The organism is Pseudomonas sp. GM21 (assembly GCF_000282215.1).
Lineage (GTDB): Bacteria > Pseudomonadota > Gammaproteobacteria > Pseudomonadales > Pseudomonadaceae > Aquipseudomonas.
In genome coordinates, this window is the sequence record NZ_AKJS01000070.1 from 104081 (window position 1) to 117027 (window position 12947).

At 59.3% G+C, this 12947-nt stretch carries 10 protein-coding genes; 6 read left to right on the forward strand and 4 right to left on the reverse strand.

Features of this window, described 5'->3' with window-relative positions; genetic code table 11:
• Window positions 1-24: 24 nt before the first annotated feature.
• The gene (locus tag PMI22_RS18870) at window positions 25-1377 is read left to right on the forward strand and encodes a transporter substrate-binding domain-containing protein (protein WP_007944883.1); all 1353 of its coding nucleotides are present in this window, start codon (window positions 25-27) and stop codon (window positions 1375-1377) included.
• A gap of 162 nt (window positions 1378-1539) precedes the next feature.
• Window positions 1540-1827: a DUF3509 domain-containing protein gene (locus tag PMI22_RS18865; RefSeq protein WP_007944884.1), complete on the forward strand. Its 288-nt coding sequence runs from the start codon at window positions 1540-1542 to the stop codon at window positions 1825-1827.
• Between the two features lie 196 nt (window positions 1828-2023).
• Here the strand turns inward: PMI22_RS18865 and PMI22_RS18860 are convergent, their stop codons facing one another.
• The gene (locus PMI22_RS18860) at window positions 2024-3223 is read right to left on the reverse strand and encodes a CaiB/BaiF CoA transferase family protein (RefSeq protein WP_007944885.1); all 1200 of its coding nucleotides are present in this window, start codon (window positions 3221-3223) and stop codon (window positions 2024-2026) included.
• Between the two features lie 147 nt (window positions 3224-3370).
• Between PMI22_RS18860 and PMI22_RS18855 the strand changes: the two genes are divergently transcribed.
• The 3 genes from PMI22_RS18855 (at window position 3371) to PMI22_RS18845 (ending at window position 6996) form a co-directional block, all read left to right on the forward strand.
• Window positions 3371-3913 (forward strand): YaeQ family protein, encoded by a 543-nt coding sequence (locus PMI22_RS18855; RefSeq protein WP_007944886.1) that lies wholly within the window; start codon window positions 3371-3373, stop codon window positions 3911-3913.
• 66 nt (window positions 3914-3979) lie between these two features.
• Window positions 3980-5689 carry a single-stranded-DNA-specific exonuclease RecJ gene (recJ, locus tag PMI22_RS18850; RefSeq protein WP_007944887.1) on the forward strand — a complete coding sequence of 570 codons (1710 nt, stop codon included), beginning with the start codon at window positions 3980-3982 and terminating at the stop codon, window positions 5687-5689.
• Window positions 5690-5889: 200 nt separating this feature from the next.
• Window positions 5890-6996, forward strand: coding sequence for an NADH:flavin oxidoreductase/NADH oxidase (locus PMI22_RS18845; RefSeq protein ID WP_007944889.1), 1107 nt, complete (start codon window positions 5890-5892; stop codon window positions 6994-6996).
• A 209-nt stretch (window positions 6997-7205) separates the two neighbouring features.
• Here PMI22_RS18845 and PMI22_RS18840 read toward each other — a convergent pair whose 3' ends face one another.
• Entirely contained in the window at window positions 7206-8831 is a 1626-nt protein-coding gene (locus tag PMI22_RS18840) for a glucan biosynthesis protein D (protein WP_007944890.1), read from the reverse strand.
• 392 nt (window positions 8832-9223) lie between these two features.
• On the opposite strand from PMI22_RS18840, the gene PMI22_RS18835 reads away from it, so the two are divergent.
• Window positions 9224-9409, forward strand: coding sequence for a hypothetical protein (locus tag PMI22_RS18835; protein WP_007944891.1), 186 nt, complete (start codon window positions 9224-9226; stop codon window positions 9407-9409).
• 124 nt (window positions 9410-9533) lie between these two features.
• Here the strand turns inward: PMI22_RS18835 and PMI22_RS18830 are convergent, their stop codons facing one another.
• Together PMI22_RS18830 and PMI22_RS18825 are read right to left on the reverse strand one after the other, a co-directional pair.
• Window positions 9534-9911: a DUF6124 family protein gene (locus PMI22_RS18830; protein ID WP_007944892.1), complete on the reverse strand. Its 378-nt coding sequence runs from the start codon at window positions 9909-9911 to the stop codon at window positions 9534-9536.
• Window positions 9912-10411: 500 nt separating this feature from the next.
• Window positions 10412-12820 (reverse strand): glucose/quinate/shikimate family membrane-bound PQQ-dependent dehydrogenase, encoded by a 2409-nt coding sequence (locus PMI22_RS18825; protein WP_007944893.1) that lies wholly within the window; start codon window positions 12818-12820, stop codon window positions 10412-10414.
• Between the last annotated feature and the right edge of the window lie 127 nt (window positions 12821-12947).

The following is a 12947-nucleotide window of genomic DNA, read 5'->3' on the forward strand; positions in this document are numbered from 1 at the left end:
GAGTTGATCACGAAGGAAGTGGCAATGTGGTTTTGTAGAGGGTTCAAACCAGCTGTGTGCTGGGTGTTTTTAGTCAGCGCCATCGGCTTTATTCAAACGGCGCTGTCGGCACAATTGGCGATTTCCGAGGCAAAGGGCTCTGTCATTGGCGTGATGATTGAGCTGAATGCCGAAGAAAAAAAATGGATGGCCGAAAACCCGCAAATCATCGTCGCGTCGACTCAATATCCGCTGTATCTGTTCAAGGATGAGCACGGTCAATGGAGCGGTTTGAACAATGACCTCCTCAATCGCATCGGTGAGATGACGGGGTTGCAGTTTATTCATGAGGAGTCGTTTTCCACCGCCCAATTGCTTGAGAGGCTGGAGAGTGGCGCGGCGGACATGAGCACGACGCTGGCGATGAACGACGAACGCAAGACGTTCCTGGATTTCAGTCATGCATTCGGAGGAGCGGGGTGGGTATTTGTCGGACGGGCGGGTTTGCCTGAGATCCAGTCTCTGGAGCAACTGATGAAAAGGGTGGTGGTGCTGCCGGCCAGGCATGCGCTGGAGCCGGTGATTCGTCGTGACTTTCCCTCCATCGAGCTACGCTCGGTCAAAACGTACGCCGAGGCCAGGGCCTTGGTCGAGAGCGGAGATGCCTACGCCACCATCGAAAATGAAACCGGCGCGCAGCTCTACCCGTCTGGACAACTCAAGGTGGGGCGTACGGTGGAGGGCAAATGGGAAGCGGACTACCTGACAATACGCAAAGGTCAGCCGCAGTTGCTCAGCGTCCTCAACAAGGCGCTCGAGGCGTTTCCGCCTGCCGAGTTGCGTGCCATTCGCTCGAAGTGGCTCAACGGGATCGGCCCGGTGCGTGAGCCGACTGGATGGCAACGGTTCACCCAGTGGGGGTGTTGGGGCGTTTGTATAGTCAGCGTGTTCGGCCTGCTGTCCTTGCTCTGGAATCGACGTCTGACGGTACTGATCCAGCATCGCCTGAAGGCCGAGAAAAGTCTCAGCGATCAACTGGCCTTCCAGCAGGCGATGATGGACGCGATGCCCGACCCGATGTTTGTACGTGACCTGGAAGGGCGGATGGTCATTTGCAACAAGAGTTATGAGGAAGGCTTGTCGACCCGTTTTGATCAGGTTCAGGGGCGACAGCTGATCGAGCTCGACCTTCTGCCCAAGGCGACCGCCGAACTTCTGCATGCCGAATTTACCGTCCAGCTCGCCACGCGCCAACCCCGGTTCATTGAGCGTCATTTGTTGTTTCACAATGGCGTCAGGAACGTTTACCAATGGACTGTGCCGTTCTACAGCGCCGACGGCCAATTGCGAGGTTTATTGGGAGGCTGGACCGACAGAAGTCGGCGACGAGGAGAGTGAAGCCTTTGTTTTCTCCTTGTCATCTTCGCCGTGCATGCTCTATCAACCAGAGGCGCCGACGCGCCTGCACCTGAAATCCAGAACTTTCTTCTCGGGCCAGTGGTCATTAATGGTGAGCAGACCCCAGGCACTTTGTTTTCGGACTATTGAGTGGTGATCGAGATGGAAAGTATTAGTCTATTGCTCGTAGAGGCGCTGAGCCCCTATCAGGTCACGCTGACTCCGTCGGGCGCCCAGGGTGAATGCCTGGTGACATTGAAGAATACGACGGGCGCGATTGTCGTCGAACGCGCATTCAATCAAGCGCAGCTGACCGACAAACGTCTGCTGACCGACGTCGTCGACGGATTGCACCGCGACGTACTCATTGCCGAAGGACGGCTGGAGCCCTGTGTCATCGCGGCATTGCGTAATGCGGCTCAGGACAAAATCCTGGCCAGCCGAAATTGAAGTGATTTTTGTGGGAACCATCCCGCGACAAAGTCAGTCAGACCCTACAACAGCAGGATCAAGCATTGTGCTCCGGTGCTTGTAGCTTGCTGCTACGGGCCTTTATGTAGGCCACGTTTGACCCCGAGTCGTCTCCCCACTTCTCGGGGTTTCTTTTTGCCTGCGATTGGCCGTAACGCAGAATCAGCGCTTGAGCTTAGATAGCCCCATCTTTGCGCAATTGTGCAATTTGCAGCGCGTCATAGCCAAGTTCCTGGAGCACTTGTGCGTTGTGCTCACCGAGTTGCGGCCCGACCCATTCTGAAGTGCCAGGTGTTTCAGAGAGTTTCGGCACAATACCCGGCATCTTGAAATCCTTGCCATCCGGAAGCTTGGCCTGCAGGAACATTTCCCGGGCCAGGTACTGCGGATCGCTGAACATGTCTTCGGCGCTGAAGATCCGGCTGGCCGGGACGTCCGCTTGATTCAGCCGTTCGATGACCGTGTCCAGTGGCAGCGAATTGACCCAGCGGTCGATCACCCCATAAATCTCGTCGCGACGGCCATCACGCCCGTCATTGCTGGCCAGCACTGGGTCATTGGCCAGGTCGTCGCGGCCGATGATCAGCATGAAACGTTTGAAAATCGCATCGCCATTGGCGCCGATCTGCACATGTTTGCCGTCGGCGCTGGTGTGGATCGAGGAGGGCGTGATGCCCGGCATGATGTTGCCAGTGCGCTCGCGAATGAATCCAAACACATCGAACTCCGGCACCATGCTTTCCATCATCGCGAAGATTGCTTCGTACAGCGCCACGTCGACCACTTGGCCGAGACCGCCGTTCACTTCGCGATGACGCAGGGCCATCAGTGCGCCGATCACACCCCAGAGTGCCGCAATCGAGTCGCCGATGGAAATTCCGGTGCGCACCGGTGGCCGGTCCTCGAACCCGGTGATGTAGCGCAGGCCACCCATGGATTCACCGACCGCGCCAAAACCGGGTTGATCTTTCATCGGCCCGGTCTGACCGAAACCGGAGAGGCGCACCATCACCAGCTTCGGGTTCAATGCATGCAGGACTTCCCAGCCCAGGCCGAGCTTTTCCAGGACGCCAGGGCGAAAGTTCTCGATCAGGATGTCCGCTTCGCTGAGCAGCTTTTTCAGAATCGCCAGGCCGTCGGGGTGTTTCAGGTTCAGGGTCAGGGACTTTTTGTTACGCGCCTGAACGAACCACCACAGCGAGGTGCCTTCGTACAGCTTTCGCCATTTGCGCAACGGATCGCCACCGTCGGGGGATTCGATCTTGATCACTTCGGCGCCAAACTCACCGCAAATGCGCGAGGCAAACGGCCCGGCGATCAGGGTACCCAATTCAATGACTTTCAGACCTGAGAGTGGTTTTCCGGAGAGCGGCATGCGGGATCCTGTAGGACAAAGGCTGGGCGAATACGCCGTTTTAACATAGCCGAACGTCAGACGAGCAAGCAGAATCGCCTTCAGTTCGATGATTACCTACAGCATCGGTTAGACTTGCCGCCTTTCCTCGTATCAAGAAGCCCGTTCATGGCCCAGCCGTCCACGACCTACAAGTTTGAACTGAACCTCACCGACCTCGACCGCAGCGTTTACGAGACCGTGAAGCAGACCATCGCCCGTCACCCTTCGGAAACCGAAGAACGCATGACCGTGCGGCTGCTGGCCTACGCCTTCTGGTACAACGAGCAGCTGTCATTCGGCCGTGGTCTGTCGGACGTGGATGAACCCGCCTTGTGGGAAAAGAGCCTGGACGACCGCGTCCTGCACTGGATCGAAGTCGGCCAGCCAGACGCCGATCGCCTGACCTGGTGCTCGCGTCGCACCGAACGCACCAGCCTGCTGGCTTACGGCAGCTTGCGCGTCTGGGAAACCAAAGTGATCCCGGCCATCAAAAACCTGAAAAACGTGCACATTGCTGCCGTGCCGCAGGAAGTGCTGGAAACCCTGGCCAAAGACATGCCACGGGTAATCAAGTGGGACGTGATGATCAGTGAAGGGACGATTTTCGTCACCGACGATCGTGGTCAGCACGAAGTCCAGTTGCAATGGTTGAGCGGCGAACGCGGCTGATCAATCGCTGCAGTCCCGTTTCACTCGGTTTTATCCAACGTATTCAAGAGAAGCACCTGTCACCCCATGCGCATCGAACCTCGCCTGTTGCCCGACACCCTGCCATTTCTCGGTGATCTGCCGCCGCTGCTGACCCGCCTGTACGCGGCGCGGGGCGTGCTGACCGAGGCGGAACTGGACAAGAGCCTGGCGCGGCTGATTCCGTTTCAGCAGCTCAAGGGCATTGAAGCCGCCGTGGATTTGCTGGTGACGGCGCTGGAGCAGCGCCAGCGCATTCTGATCGTCGGCGACTTTGACGCCGATGGTGCGACGGCCAGTACCGTGGGCGTATTGGGTTTGCGCCTGCTGGGCGCGGCTCACGTCGATTATCTGGTGCCGAACCGGTTTGAGTACGGCTACGGCCTGACGCCTGAAATCGTCGAAGTGGCCTTGACCCGCACGCCGCAATTGCTGATCACCGTGGACAACGGCATCTCCAGTGTCGAAGGCGTGGCGGCGGCGAAAAAGGCCGGCCTCAACGTGTTGGTCACCGACCACCACTTGCCCGGCGATGAATTGCCGCTGGCCGATGCCATCGTCAATCCAAACCAGCCAGGGTGCGACTTCCCGAGCAAGGCGCTGGCCGGCGTCGGGGTGATTTTCTATGTGCTGATGGCCCTTCGCGCCCGACTGCGCAGCCTCGGCTGGTACGAAAGCAAGCCGCAACCGAACATCGGCGAGTTGCTGGATCTGGTCGCGCTGGGCAGTGTTGCAGATGTGGTGCCGCTGGATGCCAACAACCGGATTCTGGTGCACCAGGGCCTGGAGCGGATTCGCGCCGGACGTGCCCGGCCGGGAATCAAGGCCATCCTTGAAGTGGCCAAGCGTGATCATGCCCGTATCACTTCCACGGATTTGGGCTTCATTGTCGGCCCGCGCCTGAACGCAGCAGGGCGCCTGGACGACATGAGCCTGGGCATCGAGTGCCTGCTCACCGACGACACGGGGATGGCGCGGGAAATGGCCGTGCAACTCGACGGCATGAACCAGGACCGCAAATCCATCGAGCAGGGCATGCAGCGTGAAGCGCTGGCGCAACTGAAGGATTTGCCGGTCGAGTCGATGCCGTTCGGTTTGTGCCTGTTTGATCCCGAGTGGCACCAGGGTGTCATCGGTATCCTCGCTTCGCGTATGAAAGAGCGCTATTTCCGTCCGACCATCGCCTTTGCCGATGCCGGCGATGGTTTGCTCAAGGGCTCGGGGCGTTCGGTACAGGGTTTCCACATTCGCGACGCGTTGAGCGTGGTGGCGGCGCAGCATCCCAACCTGATCAGCAAATACGGCGGCCACGCCATGGCGGCTGGCTTGACTCTGCCGGAAGCGAATTTTCCGCTGTTCGCCGAGGCCTTCGACGCGGAAGTGCGCCGGCAATTGCGCGAAGAAGACCTGACCGGGCGCCTGCTGTCGGACGGCACGCTGGCGGTCGAAGAGTTCCACCTCGAACTGGCCCGCGCCCTGCGTCATGCCGGTCCATGGGGGCAGCACTTTCCCGAGCCGTTGTTCCATGGCGTGTTCCAGTTGGTCGAGCAGCGTGTCGTCGGCGAACGTCACCTGAAAGTGGTGCTAAAAAGCGAATGCGGTTCGGTGAAACTAGACGGTATCGCCTTCGGCATCGACCGCGAAATCTGGCCGAACCCGACCATCAAGTGGGTGGAACTGGCCTACAAACTCGACCTCAACGAGTTTCGCGGTAACGAAACCGTGCAGCTAATGATTGCCCACATCGAACCGCGATAGCGATCTCCCTGACGCCAAATATCCCAGGAACCCTCCCTCATCTCCCCGATGTCGACTAGGCTCTAATCACTGCTTGATTATCCTTGTGACGTCTTGTCGAATTTTTTGCCCGCGGGGGCGGGTGCTGCGTCTTTTTCCTGTCACTCGTCGACTTTTCAAACAGAACCCTGGAGCCTGCCCACTGATACGAGAGGTGACCCATGAGTCTGCTGCTTGAACCCTATACCCTGCGTCAATTGACCCTGCTCAACCGTATCGCGGTTTCCCCAATGTGCCAGTACTCCAGCGTCGATGGGCTGGCCAATGACTGGCACCTCGTTCACCTCGGCAGTCGCGCGGTCGGCGGCGCCGGCCTGGTGTTTACCGAAGCCACGGCAGTCACCGCCGACGGGCGCATCACCGCCCAGGACCTCGGCCTGTGGAACGACGAACAGATCGAACCCCTGCAACGCATTACGCGCTTTATCGCTGCACAGGGCGCCGTGGCCGGTATCCAGTTGGCACATGCCGGGCGTAAAGCCAGCACCCATCGGCCGTGGCTCGGCAACCATGGCAGCGTCAAACCCGAAGACGGCGGCTGGGTGCCGGTGGGCCCGTCGACGATTGCCTTTGACCCGCAGCACACTCATCCACGGCAACTCGATGAAAGCGAGATCGCCGAGGTCGTTCAGGCCTTTGTTGATTCGGCCAAGCGCGCACTGACAGCCGGTTTCAAAGTGGTCGAAATACACGCCGCCCACGGTTACCTGTTGCATCAATTTCTATCACCGCTGAGCAATCAGCGACGCGATCAATATGGCGGTTCGTTCGAGAATCGCATTCGGCTGGTGCTGCAAGTCACCGAAGCGGTGCGTGCGGTGTGGCCTGAAGAGCTGCCGCTGTTCGTGCGGGTGTCGGCTACCGATTGGGTGGAAGACGGCTGGAACCCGGACGAAACCGTTGAGCTGGCGCGACGCCTCCAGGCGTTGGGCGTGGACCTGATCGACGTTTCGTCAGGCGGTACGGCGGCCAATGCCGAAATTCCGACAGGCCCCGGTTATCAAACCCGCTTCGCCGAGCGCGTGCGCAAGGAGTCGGGGATTGCCACAGGCACGGTCGGCATGATTACCGAACCGGCCCAGGCCGAGCATATCTTGCGCACGTGCCAGGCGGACATCATCTTCCTGGCGCGGGAACTGTTGCGTGATCCGTATTGGCCGCTGCATGCCGATGATGATCTGGGAGGGCGCAAGGCGATCTGGCCGGCGCAGTACCAGCGGGCGACGCACCGGGAACAGCCGATTCATGAGTCGGATTTGCGTGACTGAGTGAGGCTCTGAAAACAAAAAGCCCCGATCGTTGTGATCGGGGCTTTTGTGATTTTTGGCCGGTATTTTTGTAATACTGGACCGGCCCCATCGCCAGCAGGCTAGCTCCCACAGTTGATCTTTGTCATACACAAAATCTGTGTCTTATGGCGATCCACTGTGGGAGCTAGCCTGCTGGCGAAGGGGCCAGCCCAGGCACCCAATGACTATCAGGTGTACTTACGCTTGTCCGGCGCCGGCGGGAAGTACTGGTACAACCAGGTCTCGCTCAGCGTCCGGTCATTGGTCCGAATGAACAACCTCAGCTCCACCGGCTCGACGCTATCATTGGTCGGGAACCAGTCAAAGGTAATGCGGTAACCCTTGATGTCATCCAGCACCAACACGTTGAAGTCCTTCACCTGTCCGTTGGAGCACGTCACCACCGGCTCAATCCCGGCACCTTCCGGTAAGCGATCCAGACCACCACCGGTGAAGTCCACCGCAAAGCGCCGTGCCCAGACTTCCGGGTAATGCTCGCCCGGCGCCCATCCTTCGGTGAAGCCGCCCATGCCCGAACGGGTCGCGTTGACCCGCGCCAGCGGCGTGCCGACTGGTGGCAGCGCGCTCCAGTAGAGCTTGTAGCCGTAATTCAGGGAATCCCCGGCCAGCACCGGTTTTTTCGGGGTCCAGAATGCGACGATGTTATCCAGCGTCTCGCCGGTTGTAGGAATTTCCAGCAGATCGATAGAGCCTTCGCCCCACGCGGTTGTAGGTTCTACCCACAGGCTCGGGCGCTTGCTGTACCAGTCGACAGTGTCCTGATAGCTGGCGAACTCATGGTCGGTCTGGACCAGGCCGAAACCCTTTGGATCGGTGTCGGCGAAGGCATTGAATTGCAGGGTCGCCGGGTTGTTCAGCGGGCGGCAGATCCATTCACCGTTACCGCGCCACATCGCCAGACGATCCGAATCGTGGATCTGCGGGTGAATGGTGTCGCACATGCGCCGCTCATGGGTACCGCAGCTGAACATGCTGGTCATCGGCGCGATGCCCAATTGCTCTATGGCGGTACGCGCGTTGATATGGGCATCGACACCCATGACAACCTGGTTGGCCTGGCAATCGATGTCGAAGCGGTAAGCGCCGGTGGCACTCGGCGAATCCAGCAGGGCATAGACCACAAAGCGGGTGCTGTCCTTGTCCGGTGTCTCGAACCAGAACTTGGTGAAGTCTGGAAACTCCTCGCGCTTCTTGCCGTACGTATCAATCGCCAGCCCGCGTGCCGACAGCCCGTATTGCCCGGTGTTATCCACCGCACGGAAATAACTGGCGCCGAGGAAGGACAACACATCGTGCCGGTCCAGCTCCGGGGCCTTGAACAACTTGAACCCGGAAAATCCAAGATCACCCGCGAGCTGCTTGGTGTCGACCGTGGTTCTTTCATAGTTGAACAGGGAAGGGCGGAAATGCACCTCCCGCGCCTGACGCGTCTTGGGATTGACGCTGTACATGCGCACCGGCTGCTTGAACCCCATGCCGACGTGGAAAAACTGCACGTCCAGCTGACCGTTCAAATCCTTCCACAGCGAGTGATTCGCATCGTAGCGGATGGCGTTGAAATTCTGCGGCGTCATGGTCGCCAGCGTCGGCGGCAGCACCTGTTTGGTGTCCTGATAGCGGTTGCCGGCGAGTTGCCTGGCTTGAATCTTCAGCGCTTCAAAATCGAACGCCTGGGCCTCGCCATCCGCAGTATCGTTGCCCGCCCAGGCACGGGCGGCCAGCAGGCCGGTGGCCGACAAACCGGTGTAGGCCGCAATAGCCATGGACGCTTTGAGCAAATTCCTGCGATGCATAAGTACAACCTGTCGTGAGCAATCCCGCGCCGTTCCTGGCACGTGCTGGATCAAAAATAACGGTTCGGACATGCCTTCGACCAAACGCAACGGACTTTAAAGAGATGCCAATTAGCTTAAACCGTTCGGTTGCTGACAAAAAATGATTGGTAGCACTTTGGCAGTGCGGCAATGAAACAAGACATTTCGGTTAATTTTTCCGACAGTACTTTCTGATTTATAGGGCATTTCTGCTTTTTTTGACTAATTACTCTAAAAACCGCTTTTCAGCGCGCGGATAGTTTCTATCCTGTGCTCATGACCGGCTTCTGCCCTTAAGGCCGGCGACAAACAAAAAGGAGAGGGCGATGCGGTTTTTGAAGTTTTCTCGAACGTATAAAAGGACATCGTCGATGACGAAAGTACAAGGCATCACCGAAATGTTAGGCCTCTTACCTTGCCTGGCAAGCGGCCGGCGAAGGCGCCGACTCAATCCAGACGAAATGAAGTTGTTGGAAAGGTATCGAGAGCTGTCGGAGAGCGACCGGATTGCGATGCGGTATCTGGTGGATGCGATGCGCAGTGTTTCGCGGTTTTGAGGGTTTGAGATCAAGTCTTGTTGGAAAGCCGGGGGCGGACTGTGAAGTCTGCCCCTTTTTCATCTTTTACCCTGCCTTCAACTGCAAGTGCCCATGATCTTGAATGGTAAATGCTGCTGAGGGATTAGCGGTGTGGCGTAGCTTTCGGCAATTCCAGGTTATCCAGCATCCGGTTCACCGCCAGTTCGGCCAGCATGACGATCTGCTGGATCGCCATGGCGGTGTTGCGATGCGGGCCTTCCAGATAAGCGGCGAAGTTGCTGGCCATCACACTGGCCTGGGCCAGCGATTCGCAGGTGTGGGCCAACAGGTCTTCGTCTTTGAGATCCGGTGCGAGCATGAACATCGTGCTGGGTTTGCGGGTGGGCGGTGATTTGAGCGCGGCCGGATTGAGGTAGTGATTCAACGCGCGTTCGGCGGCGTCGTGGAATTTTTTGGAATCGACGGATTCGTAGGGGGAAACGTCGTCGGTTTCGGGGGGATTTGGTGTTTCCTTGATCATGGTGAAGCTCCATTCGAAGGTAGAGAGTTCGCCACGACTGCGACCAAGCAGTTGGGTGGCAAACCGTACGCGGGTTGGTCGACCAGGGAATGGAACCCGGCAGGGCCGAAGCCCTCCCACGCACAGCTCGCCATGAAGCAAGCACGAAAAGTGCGCCATTCTAAACCTGGGCGACCAAACCCGGTCGCTGAATTTGCAGCGACGGGCAAAGCCTAGCTCTTGGCCTTCTGACACAACAACCGACAGTACCTGTCGGAATCCTCCTCAAAAATCGCCACGGCTGTAGGACATCCACCGAATTTTCAGGCCGACCTCGATCAAATTGTGGGAGCGAGCCTGCTCGCGAAGGCTGTTTAACATTCAACATGAATGGTGGCTGGCACACCGCTTTCGCGAGCAGGCTCGCTCCCACAGTTTGTTCAGTGGCGTGGCGAAGATCGCGGGCACAAAAAAGGCGACCCCCTCATGGGAGTCGCCTTTCCATTAACCGCCGCTAAAACTTACTCGGACAGTTTGTAAGCAATCACGTAGTCACCTTGCTTGGTGCCCAGCGATCCGTGACCGCCCGCAACAACCAGCACGTATTGCTTGCCGTCCTTGCCGGTGTAGGTCATCGGTGTGGTTTGCGCGCCGGCCGGCAGGCGTCCTTCCCACAGCTGCTTGCCGTTTTTCACGTCGTAGGCGCGCAGGTACTGGTCCAGAGTGCCGCTCAGGAAGCCAACGCCAGAAGCTGTAGTGAAGGTGCCACCCAGGCTCGGTACGCCCATGCTCAACGGGATCGGAACCGGTGAGCTGTCGCGCACGGTGCCGTTCTTGTGTTTCCACAGGACTTTGGCGTTGGTCAGGTCAACCGCTGCCACGTAGCCCCAGGCCGGTGCCTGGCACGGCAGGCCCATTGGCGACAGCAGGGCTTCGAGGACGACGCCATAAGGTGCGCCTTTGTTTGGCTGTACGCCTTCGGTCTCGCTTTTGCGCGGGCCTTGGGCGGCGATTTCGGCGGCCGGGATCATCTTCGATTTGAACGCCATGTAGCTCGGGTTCACGAAAGCAATCTGACGCACCGGGTCAACCGAGATACCGCCCCAGTCGAACACGCCGAAGTTGCCTGGGTAAACGATGGAGCCTTGCAGCGATGGCGGCGTGAACGGGCCGTCGTAGCGCATGGATTTGAAGTCGATCCGGCAGATCAGTTGATCAAACGGTGTGACGCCCCACATGTCGCGTTCTTGCAGTGGAGGCGGCATCAGGTTGAGGTCGGACTTGGGTTGGGTTGGCGAGGTGTGATCCCCGGCGACAGCGCCTTGTGGCACCGGCACTTCGTTGATCGGCACGATGGCTTCGCCGGTGCTGCGGTCCAGCACGTAAATGCTGCCTTGCTTGGTGGACGCCAGCACCGCCGGCTTCACGCCGTCAGCGGTTTTCAGGTCCATCAGGGTGGGCTGGCCGCCGACGTCCATGTCCCACAGGTCATGGTGGGTGAACTGGAAGTGCCAGCGCACTTTACCGGTGGCGATGTCCAGCGCGGTCAGGCCGGCGGCGTGCAGTTCCGATTCAGGGGTGCGATCGCCACCGAACTGGTCCGGGGTCTGGTTGCCCATCGGCAGGTAGAGCATGCCGAGTTTTTCATCGACGGCGAACATGGACCACATGTTCGGCGAGTTGCGGGTGTAGGTCTGGCCTTCGGCAATCGGTGTGGTGTCGTCCGGCTTGCCGCTGTCCCAGTTCCACACCAGTTTGCCGGTGTGCACGTCGAACGCGCGGATCACGCCGCTTGGCTCGTCGGTGGACACGTTATCGGTGACGTGACCGCCAATCACCACCAGGTCTTTGGTGACCGCTGGAGGCGAGGTGGAGTAGTAACCGCCGGCCGTGAAGCCGCCAATGTTGGCGCGCAGATCAACCTGGCCCTTGTCGCCGAAGTCTTCGCACATCTTGCCGGTGTCGGCGTTGAGGGCGATCAGGCGGGTGTCGGCGGTTGGCAGGAAGATACGGCGTGGGCAGGCATTCTCGACGGCGGCGCTGGCGCTGCCGGTCGGGCTTTGCTCGGAGGCGTAGGCGGCGTCATCGTGATACGACACGCCACGGCAGGTCATGTGTGCCCAACCCTTGAAGTTCGCCGCGTTTTGCGTGGAGAGCTTCGGATCGAAACGCCAGATTTCCTTGCCCGTGTCCGGATCCAGCGCGATCACCTGGCTGTGCGGCGTGCACACATAGAGCATGCCGTTGACTTTCAACGGGGTGTTTTCTGCGGTGGTCTCGCCCGGATCGTTCGGGCCCGGCAGGTCGCCGGTACGGTAGGTCCAGGCCGGAACCAGCTTGTGAACGTTTTCTGGAGTGATCTGCGCCAGGGGCGAGTAACGATCGCCATGAGCGCTGCGGCCGTAGGAGTTCCAGTCACCGTCGGGCATGGCCGGTGCGGTGTTGGTCATGCCCGGCACGCTGTCGCGGTCCAGTTGGCCTTTGATTTCACCGGGGTTGGTGAACTGGCTGGCCAACGCGGCCACGCCTGCCACTACCACGGCGACGCTCAAGGCGCCGGTGCCGATCGGGGCAGCGCCTTCGCGCAGCAGCGGACGACGCAACCACGGCAGCAGCATGACCAGGCCCAGCGCAAACAACATCGCCAGGCGCGGCACCAGTTGCCACCAGTCGAGGCCGACTTCCCACAAGGCCCACACGGTGCTGGCGAACAGCACCAGTGCGTACAGGCCCAAGGCAGCACGGCGCGCGAGCATCAGCAGCACGCCGGTCAGCGTCAGGCCGATACCGGCCAGCAGGTAATACAGCGAGCCGCCGAGCATGCTCAGCTTGATCCCGCCTGCCAACATGGCCAGGCCCATTAGCAGAAGCAGGATGCCGAGCAGGGTCGGTAACAGGCGGCTTCGACTCAAAGCACCATCAGTGCTCATAGTGTGGTTCTCCGTGACGTTTCAAGTTGTCCCGTGCAAGGTCACTGTAGATGACGATCCTGTGCGGGCATGGTTCATATAAAAAGTGTTCGGTTGGTGCAGTCCCTTGTGGGAGCGAGCCTGCTCG

What these genes read in the sequence shown, in the direction of transcription:
- PMI22_RS18870 (WP_007944883.1), top strand. Translation starts at nt 25, where the DNA reads ATGTGGTTTTGTAGAGGGTTCAAACCAGCTGTGTGCTGGGTGTTTTTA.
- PMI22_RS18865 (WP_007944884.1), top strand. Translation starts at nt 1,540, where the DNA reads ATGGAAAGTATTAGTCTATTGCTCGTAGAGGCGCTGAGCCCCTATCAG.
- PMI22_RS18860 (WP_007944885.1), bottom strand. Translation starts at nt 3,223, where the DNA reads ATGCCGCTCTCCGGAAAACCACTCTCAGGTCTGAAAGTCATTGAATTG.
- PMI22_RS18855 (WP_007944886.1), top strand. Translation starts at nt 3,371, where the DNA reads ATGGCCCAGCCGTCCACGACCTACAAGTTTGAACTGAACCTCACCGAC.
- recJ (WP_007944887.1), top strand. Translation starts at nt 3,980, where the DNA reads ATGCGCATCGAACCTCGCCTGTTGCCCGACACCCTGCCATTTCTCGGT.
- PMI22_RS18845 (WP_007944889.1), top strand. Translation starts at nt 5,890, where the DNA reads ATGAGTCTGCTGCTTGAACCCTATACCCTGCGTCAATTGACCCTGCTC.
- PMI22_RS18840 (WP_007944890.1), bottom strand. Translation starts at nt 8,831, where the DNA reads ATGCATCGCAGGAATTTGCTCAAAGCGTCCATGGCTATTGCGGCCTAC.
- PMI22_RS18835 (WP_007944891.1), top strand. Translation starts at nt 9,224, where the DNA reads ATGACGAAAGTACAAGGCATCACCGAAATGTTAGGCCTCTTACCTTGC.
- PMI22_RS18830 (WP_007944892.1), bottom strand. Translation starts at nt 9,911, where the DNA reads ATGATCAAGGAAACACCAAATCCCCCCGAAACCGACGACGTTTCCCCC.
- PMI22_RS18825 (WP_007944893.1), bottom strand. Translation starts at nt 12,820, where the DNA reads ATGAGCACTGATGGTGCTTTGAGTCGAAGCCGCCTGTTACCGACCCTG.